Source organism: Pseudocalidococcus azoricus BACA0444 (assembly GCF_031729055.1).
GTDB classification, from domain to species: domain Bacteria; phylum Cyanobacteriota; class Cyanobacteriia; order Thermosynechococcales; family Thermosynechococcaceae; genus Pseudocalidococcus; species Pseudocalidococcus azoricus.
Genome location: NZ_JAVMIP010000029.1, coordinates 23,705 through 30,094, shown reverse-complemented (window position 1 = coordinate 30,094; position 6,390 = coordinate 23,705). Strand labels below are relative to the sequence as shown.

General features: G+C 49.5%; 6 protein-coding genes. 4 read left to right on the top strand and 2 right to left on the bottom strand.

The window, feature by feature from the left end; genetic code table 11:
- Both RIF25_RS16590 and RIF25_RS16585 read left to right on the top strand, forming a co-directional pair.
- Positions 1-288 (top strand): transposase (locus RIF25_RS16590; protein WP_322879630.1); only part of this gene is annotated, 288 nt, incomplete at its 5' end.
- Between the two features lie 559 nt (positions 289-847).
- Positions 848-1,957: a hypothetical protein gene (locus RIF25_RS16585; RefSeq protein WP_322879629.1), complete on the top strand. Its 1,110-nt coding sequence runs from the start codon at positions 848-850 to the stop codon at positions 1,955-1,957.
- Positions 1,958-2,311: 354 nt separating this feature from the next.
- On the opposite strand, the gene RIF25_RS16580 is transcribed toward RIF25_RS16585, so the two are convergent.
- Positions 2,312-2,479, bottom strand: coding sequence for a hypothetical protein (locus RIF25_RS16580; protein ID WP_322879628.1), 168 nt, complete (start codon positions 2,477-2,479; stop codon positions 2,312-2,314).
- A gap of 517 nt (positions 2,480-2,996) precedes the next feature.
- Between RIF25_RS16580 and recO the strand changes: the two genes are divergently transcribed.
- Both recO and RIF25_RS16570 read left to right on the top strand, forming a co-directional pair.
- On the top strand, positions 2,997-3,809 hold the full coding sequence (gene recO / locus RIF25_RS16575) for a DNA repair protein RecO (RefSeq protein WP_322879627.1): 813 nt from the start codon (positions 2,997-2,999) through the stop codon (positions 3,807-3,809).
- A gap of 16 nt (positions 3,810-3,825) precedes the next feature.
- On the top strand, positions 3,826-5,163 hold the full coding sequence (locus RIF25_RS16570) for an MFS transporter (RefSeq protein ID WP_322879626.1): 1,338 nt from the start codon (positions 3,826-3,828) through the stop codon (positions 5,161-5,163).
- Here RIF25_RS16570 and RIF25_RS16565 read toward each other — a convergent pair.
- Positions 5,149-6,375 (bottom strand): methionine gamma-lyase family protein, encoded by a 1,227-nt coding sequence (locus tag RIF25_RS16565; RefSeq protein ID WP_322879625.1) that lies wholly within the window; start codon positions 6,373-6,375, stop codon positions 5,149-5,151. The two genes, RIF25_RS16570 and RIF25_RS16565, sit on opposite strands and share 15 nt — an antisense overlap.
- Positions 6,376-6,390: the final 15 nt, after the last annotated feature.

The window sequence follows — 6,390 nt, the reverse complement described above, 5'->3', positions numbered from 1 at the left end:
ACAGGTCGCCTAATTGTCAAACCTTATTCGAGTGGAAATAGTCAGAATACTATTCGGTTTATCAAAGGGATAAAGGCGATTCATCCGAATCAGAAAATTATTGTGATTTGGGATGGTGCAGCATATCATAACAGTGATGATTTCCGTAAATATTTACATCAAGTCAATGGAAATAAGCCAGAACAAGAATGGCCGATTTACTGCATCAAATTAGCTCCATATGTACCGGAACAAAATCCGATTGAAGCAGTGTGGCTCCAAGTTAAAAACTTCTTAAGGAATGTGTAGCACTTATTGAAGACGTTTAAAATTACAAAATATCTATTTGAATTATTTTTAAGTCATTTTGTTCTCCATTTTTCTCATTTGACTATGTATGGTATGTTCTCATGAGCAATTGCTGTTTGCTATAGTCATCTGATTCTCGGAGTAGAACTTGTGATTCGCTTTCTTGTTATCCTGGAATCTTTTCTCTGAGTTTGCTTGGTTGATTTGGGCGAGGGTACGCTGGGAAGTCATGCCAAGTAATCATGACTACAGTGGTTAGAGAATCTGAATGCGGCAGTACCCAGGCCGATGGGGTATGATCAGGAAAATTCTCACCTGTGAACCCGTAACCGTGTTACCGATAGCCCAGCGACACTTTCTCTTTTAAGTCTCTAAAATTTTGAGGATCGGATAAATCCAGGCTCTTGGGGTTACTCCTAGCCAGTCTCCAGTTGCATAATCAGCCCAATGTAGTCGTCAATGCTGATGAGATAAAACTCACCTTCTAAGATAGAGGGAGCGAGTCCTACTTGTCTTCATCCATAACACCGAGAGACGAACCAGACTAGAGGTTAATTCTATGATTCCGGCGGTAATGGCAGCCCTTGAGTCCGGCGACTTAACCCAGGCCATGGCTCTTTTAGAAGCTCTGCCAGCGGATCAACCCCAAGTAATGCTGGGCTGGGCCTGGTTAGAGGAAAAAAAGCAAAACCTCGAAGCGGCGGAAACTCGGTATCGCGATATTCTTCGTCAAGATTGTGGCCCCAAAATTATTCTGCGGGCCCGCCAAGGCCTAGAACGGATTGCAACAACTCGCAAGCAACAGCAAATGGACGCGCTAGCGACAGTGGCCCAGGCCCCTGGTGGTGATCAACGGGCCATCCTCGTCCTTGAAGCAGTTCCTAACCCAGAAGTTAAAACCAAGTTAGCCCAACAGCTTGCCCGGATTATGGACATCGAACCCTATGCAGCCCGGTTGCTCTTACCCAGTCGGGGATGGCGATTGTTGCGGAATGGGACAATGGCAGAGTTGGCCGTCTATGGCTCGCAATTACGGGCTGCAGGCATTCCCGCGTTTTGGTTGCCTCTGGATCCGCTCCAAGAGTTAACCGTCATTGAAGTGCGTTTTCTCCAAAGTTTATCGCCCCAAGTCCAGGCCGGGTGGGGTGGCCATGGCTCAGAACCGCCGCAACATATTTTTACCTTTAACTGGGAAGAGGTAACGCAGCGGGTGGAAGGACAATTACCGATTTTTGAAACCGTGGTGGATCGCGATAGTCGAGGCACTACTACATACAAATCGCAAGTTCAAGATCATGCCCAATGCTGTGACTTACATTTACCTAGCCGCCAAACGATTCTCCGCTTTTATCGTGGCCACTACCAATTTAATCGGGGGATTGATCTCACGCCAGTTCAGGGGGGCGAAGTGGCTGCGGATCAAGAAACCTCATGGGCTAACTGGCGGCAATTGTTGGCAGTCTTTAACCATTGTCGGCCGGGAATTCCGATTTGGAGTGACTTTACCTCCTTTGCTGAAACAGTCCTAGAGCATACAGACCTGTTAGAAAAAATTAATCCCCATCTAGATCTTTTTCGGCGGGAGGACTGCTACTGGGATCATGCGTTTCAACTTTATAGTGGTTTAATTATGGCATTAGGACCATCCAAACATCGCCCACTGACTTGATTGTTGTATCGCAATCCCACCTGAATCAAGAATCATTTGAGGCTGTAATCATAGCAAAATCAACGCTCTAGTTCCCAAAATTAATTAGGGTTGCTTTGGATCAAAATTCATGAGCTTTGATTGTGGCTTAATATTTCCCAATCGCGGTAAAAACTCTAGGATCTCTTGGTCTAGGATTGGCTTAACTTCTAGTACTTTCTTGAACTGAGCTTCTAACTGTAAAAAATCTAGAGGGACACCGTAAGCATGACGAAAAAAGTGCTTCAAGGCTCGCAAGCTGTTGAGTTGTTCCTAACTGTCCCAGGACAACAGTCAAGGACGAACCCCAGGAACAGATGTTATCATGCGTTTGAGTCATGGGGTATGCCATTGGGGGCTGTCACTGATATTATCTTCAAAGTAAATTGCGGCTATCTTGAGTAACTCTTCCACTGCACAACAGAAGTTATGGATTTGGTAGGCCAGGCTTTCAAGCTTCTCAACAGTATCAGGCTCCAGGCCTTTGGCACGATTTTGGAGCAAAATAAAAATTCGATCAATCGTCTGTTGTTGTGTGTTTTTGGGCCCTAGTGTCGGCTTGGAATAAAACTAATTGACCGCTGTCCATGATATTCCTTCCTGCCGCAGGCGATCACTAAAATGGCATTGGGCCAGGTTAATAATATCCACATCCCGTTTTAGGAACTCGGACAGATGGGCGATGGCAGAAAAAATAAGTCAGAGTTGATTTGTTCAACGGCAAGATCCACATCGGATCGGGATGTGAACTAATAGGGACGGGTTAGAGAAGCAACTAAATAGGCCTGGTAAGTACCGTAATTCCGGGCATGCTCTATGAGCCATTCTAGAGTTTTGGCCTGGGTAGTTAGCCGACTCGTTCTTGTTGCTGGCGTTGCTGGGCTTGGCTCTGATCCAGAAGGGGCGTTGGATAAGAGCGATCCTAGCTCATGGATGTTATAGGATCTACTCACGTTATTTCATAGCTGAGGCATCGGTGCTTCAACTGCATCAACGAACTGCACCCTAGAAGCGAGTCAGAATGAGTCCAACCTATAAGGCTGTCGGAATCAATCTCAAAGCCATGCCTTTAGGAGAAAGTGATCGCCTACTCACTGTCTTGACCCGTGACCAAGGCCTGCTCAAGCTGGTGGCCGCTGGAGCCCGCCAACCCAAATCTAAATTGGGGGGGAGAACGGCCTTATTTGTGGTCAATCATCTTTTGATTCGCCCCGGCCGCACCCTGGATAAAATTGCCCAGTGTGAATTGATCTATGCCTATCCCCGCTTGAGCCAGCATTTAACAACTTTGGCCGCCGGTCAATATGTAGCCGAAATTGTTTTGTACCTGGCCCGACAGCAACAAACCCAGGCCGACTTGTTTGATTTATTTTGCCAGACCCTCCAGGATTTAGAGCAGGTACAGGGGCGGGCGGTGATGGAAACCTTATTAGAATCTATTTGGCAAATCTTGGCCTGGGCTGGGATTACCCCCCAATGGGATGAATCTTGGTTGCCGGATAATCAGGATCTCCTGAACCCTGATTGGCGGATTGGGTTTAACCTTGGGGCTGGTTCCTTCGTCCCCCTCTCACAGCCATTGTCCAGCCTCTATGTCAGGGGAACTCATGGGTTTTCCCTGTTGAGTGCAGGTGAATTTCAAATCTTGGCCTGGATTGCCGCACCGGTCGAAGCAAGGCAGGGGGAAATGGGACGGCGGCCAATTCAACCTCTGGCGGCCTGGTTAGGGGTGGAGCGTTTGTTGCGACAATATATGCAGTTTCATCTTGAACATCCCCTCAAGGCAGCATCATTGTTGGATAGTTGCTTTTCGCCAATCCCCGCTTCGACTTGAGCACCATCCCTCCCCTATGACCCGTCCCCTTGCCCCCGAACCCTTGAACGCTGATCTGCCGCCTATCCCAAACGTTCCCCCAACTCCTTGGGCTGTGCTCCATAATCAAGCCTTTCTCTGGTTGTGGATCGCCCAGGTATTTTCCCAGTTGGCCGATAAGGTCTATTTGGTGTTGGTGATTGCCCTAACAACCCAATATTTTCAACCCGCCGCTGCCAGCATTAGTCCTTGGGTGGCGACAATCATGGTTGTGTTTACCATTCCGGCGGTACTATTTGGCTCCTTGGCTGGGGTGTTTGTGGATCGCTGGTCAAAAAAACGGGTTCTGATTCTGACCAATTTATGGCGGGCCGGCCTGGTGATGCTTTTGCCCCTCAGTGTTTGGCTTTGGGCAGGGGATGAGCGGGGATTTGCCTTGATTTTGGGAATTACCTTTGGGATTTCCACCTTGACTCAGTTTTTTGCCCCCGCCGAACAAGCCGCCATTCCCTTACTCGTCGAAAGACATCAACTCCTGAGTGCCAATTCCTTCTATACCTTGACGATGATGGGGGCCTTGGTGGTGGGGTTTGCCATTGGAGAGCCACTCTTGTCCTTGGCTGGTCAATGGGGGGGCTTTATCGGGGGGCCGGTTATTGTCAGCGGCTGTTATGGATTGGCTGCTTTGGCCTTGCTATCCCTGAAGGCGGAAGAACAATGTCCAGTGAGCCAGGCCACGTCTGAGCAGTTTTGGGGCGACCTCCGGGAAGGGATCAATTTTCTTAAGGGTCAACCCCTATTACGAATGGCCTTGCTGCGACTCGTGCTGTTGTTTTCAGTCATGGCGGCCTTGGCGGTGCTCTTGGTGCGGATTGCCGAGGTTATGCCGAGCCTAGAGACGGATCAATTTGGCTTTCTTTTGGTCGCAGGGGCTGTGGGCTTAGGGGGAGGGGTGTTGGCTCTTAATACCATTGGGCATCGCCTCAGTCATAGTCAGTGGAGCCGGATTGGCAGTGGAGGAATGGCGGTGATGCTTCTGGGCCTGGGGCAAACCAGTCGCTTTCTCTGGTTGAGTCTCTTGGTTATTGCCGGCATGGGAGCCTTTGCGGCTTTAATTGCGATTCCGATGCAGACGACGGTGCAAACCGAAACCCCTGAAGACCTGCGGGGAAAAGTCTTTGGACTCCAAAATAACCTGATTAATATTGCCTTGAGTTTACCCTTGGCGGTGGCGGGAATTGCGGAAACCCTCTGGGGCTTGAAAATTGTCCTGACTGGCCTGGCGGTGATGATTTTTTTGGGATTGGTTTGGCCAGGCCCCGATCATCAGCAACCTGCGACTTCATCAAATGAGATCAAATTAGACAAGTTCTAATGCACTGATGGCAGCCTCCAGGCCCAGGGCCACATGAGTCCAATGGGTTCCCCCCTGACAAAAGACAACATAGGGTGCTCGCAAGGGGCCATCGGCGGAAAATTCTGAGGTACTGCCATCAATAAATGTCCCACCGGCCATCACCAACTCTGATTCATATCCAGGCATCGGGGCGGGAATTGGGTCAAGGTAGGAGCCGACAGGGGAAATTTTTTGTAAAGCCCGGCAAAAGGCAATGAGTTTTTCGGGACTGCCCAACTGAATGGCCTGGATTACATCGCAACGGGGGGCAAGGGGGCCTGGATTGACGGGGTAGCCCAATTGATCAAACACATAGCCGGTTAGATAATTCCCTTTGAGAGCTTCCCCAACCATTTGTGGAGCCAAAAATAAGCCTTGCAGCAACAACCGATTTTGATCGAAGGTGGCCCCACCCTCACTGCCAATTCCTGGAGCCGTTAACCGACAGGCCGCTGCCTCGACTAAATCTTGTCGCCCCGCCACATAGCCCCCCGCCGTGACAATCGTTCCCCCTAAGTTTTTGATCAATGAACCCGCCATTAAATCGGCCCCAACAGCACTCGGTTCTTGGGTGGCGGTTAATTCCCCATAACAGTTATCCACAAAGCAGATGATATTGGGGTTTTGTTGTTTGACCAGGCCAATGATTTTACCCATATCCTCAAGACTCAGACTTGGCCGCCAACTATAGCCACAGGAGCGTTGAATCGTGACCAGTTTAGTTTCTGGTTGCAGGGCCTGGGCAATCGCGACCCAATCCGGAGTGCCAGAAGTTGTGAGTTCAACTTGACGATAAGTAATGCCAAAATCCCGCAAAGAGCCTTGTCCCTGGCCCCGTAAGCCAATTACTTCTTCAAGCGTGTCATAGGGACTACCCACCACCGACAGCAATTCATCTCCCGGCCGCAGGACCCCAAACAAGGCCGCGGCAATCGCATGGGTTCCAGAAACAAACTGGACGCGCACAAGGGCTGCTTCTGTGCCTAAAATATCCGCCAAGATTTGATCAACCAGGTCTCGCCCCAAATCCCCGTGGCCATAGCCAGACACACTACTGAAATGATGACTGCCCAACCGATGATGCCGAAAGGCTGTTAAGACCCGATCTAAATTTTCTTTGACAAGTAAATCAATTTCGTGAAAGGTGGGGGTAAGGGCTGCCAGGGCCTGGGTAATTAGAGGATGGGTCATGTGATTCAGGACAAA